The sequence below is a fragment of the Acinetobacter endophylla genome (genome assembly GCF_053543775.1).
In genome coordinates, this window is record NZ_JBLVOM010000268.1 from 1 (window position 1) to 1,996 (window position 1,996).

Consider the following 1,996-nt stretch of genomic DNA (forward strand, 5'->3'; position numbering starts at 1 on the left):
TTCAAATAGACTTCCTCATGCTTCACGCTGCGCCATAAACGCTCAATCATTACATTATCCATCCATCGTCCTTTCCCATCCATACTGATACGGATATTTCGCAATTTTAACTCATTCAAAAATGCCTCGCTTGTGAATTGACTGCCTTGGTCTGTATTAAACACCTCAGGACAACCATATTTCACAATTGCTTCTTGCAACGCATCTATGCAAAAGTCTGTTTTCATACTGATCGATACTCGATGAGCCAGTACTTTACGACTATGCCAATCTATAATTGCACATAGATAGACAAAACCTTTAGCCATAGGAATGTACGGGTGAGTAGACCAAGGGAGTCTCACCCTTAGCCCCTCGCAGAACCGGACGTGAACCTCTCAGCTCATCCGGCTCCCATTATCCAACCGATGGTAAACATCCCATTTTCCAGTGCACAAAGGCATTTGGAAAATCACGCGCAAGTCGCCCTAAGGCATATCTAGCCCGTCTTTTATGACGGGCCAAGTTTTTATACTTACGCCTCATCCAGCGTATAAGATAAGCATTCATGTGTTGCCAGATCGTTGACATTGCTGAACCATGGAATCGACCATAGTATTGCTGCCAGCCTTGAAGAATTGGATTAAATATTGCAGATAAATCACTTAATTCGCGATTACACATCAGATGTAGATGCCATTTCCGAATAGTCTGTCGCATTGTTTTAAGTGCATCACGACTGACTGCAGGAGAGAAATTTACATAAACTCTTTTATACTTGTCCACAGCCTTACGGGGCCTAAACGTGTACCCGAGAAAAGTAAATTGAACATCTGGATATGCTTGGCGACGATTCACATCTTGGCAATAAACAATCTTTGTCTTATCTGGATGCAATTCGAGTCCACATTCACGAAATCGTGCACCAATCTTTTGTAAAACAAGTTTGGCTTGAGATAAACTTCGGCAATGAATTACTCCATCATCCGCATAGCGGCAGAATCTTACACTCGCAAGATTCTTGGTAATCCACATGTCAAAAGCATAATGCATAAATAAATTAGCCAATAGAGGACTGATAACTCCACCTTGCGGTGTGCCGTGATTCCTTTCTAAAACTTGACCATCTACATTTTGCATAGGTGCTTTTAACCAGCGTTCTACATAGAGAAGAATCCATGGAATTTCGCAGTGTTTCTTAAGTGCACGCATGAGTAGATTATGGTCAATGTTATCAAATAGACCTTTGATATCAAATTCCACAACCCAGTCATACTCCCAACTTCGTCGTCTCACCACAGCTATCGCATCATGGGCTGAACGCCCTGGACGATATCCATAAGAGTTTGGATGAAATAGAGGATCAATCTGTGGCTCCAATATAAGCTTGACAGCTGTTTGTGCTACTCGATCCGCTACTGTTGGAATGCCTAACATACGTACCCCACCTGATTTCTTTGGAATCGGAACGCCTTTGACTGGCGGTGGAAAATAACTGCCTGAACAAAGTCGATTCCATAGTTTATACAGGTTGCCTTTTAAGTGGTGTTCGAATTGCTCAATAGATTCATGATCGATGCCTGCAGCACCGCCATTCTCTTTGACTTTCTTGAATGCCTCCCAAATTAACGCTTTAGGAATGTTAAATGGTTTGGTCATAAAGCCTTGTTCCTCCTGCTTGTGCAGTTGACAAGACCGCAGACCTGGATAATGCAGCCCCTTCGCTCCATTACCATTACAGTAACTTCAACACTACTACGAGCTGCTCCGCCCCTTGGTGACGCATTGCTATTATCGGCCTTGCCTTTTGAGCTTGTACCTTTCGCTTGACATCGCCACCGAAGGTTCCCGCAGTTCAACGTAAAAGCCTGAATTAGGATCGCGCTGCCTCTACGCCGGACACCGAATGGCCCGTAAGCAGGTAACGGCCAAACTGATCGCGGGGCAACATCCATCCCCGGTTTTGATGTCATTTGAGTACTTTCGACACTTGAACGGCAGTTCACTGGTGTTCGCC

1 protein-coding gene and 1 pseudogene are annotated in these 1,996 nt (G+C 44.1%); both read right to left on the bottom strand.

Annotated elements, in window-relative coordinates; translation table 11 throughout:
* Positions 1-320, bottom strand: a pseudogene (locus ACNPNW_RS15730) (DDE-type integrase/transposase/recombinase); the annotation flags it as partial.
* Positions 321-396: 76 nt separating this feature from the next.
* Positions 397-1,638: a group II intron reverse transcriptase/maturase gene (gene ltrA, locus ACNPNW_RS15735; RefSeq protein ID WP_004644827.1), complete on the bottom strand. Its 1,242-nt coding sequence runs from the start codon at positions 1,636-1,638 to the stop codon at positions 397-399.
* Positions 1,639-1,996 lie beyond the last annotated feature (358 nt).

Bases quoted from the DNA above. Each gene is read 5' to 3' on its own strand.
- ltrA (WP_004644827.1), bottom strand. From the start codon at position 1,638: ATGACCAAACCATTTAACATTCCTAAAGCGTTAATTTGGGAGGCATTC.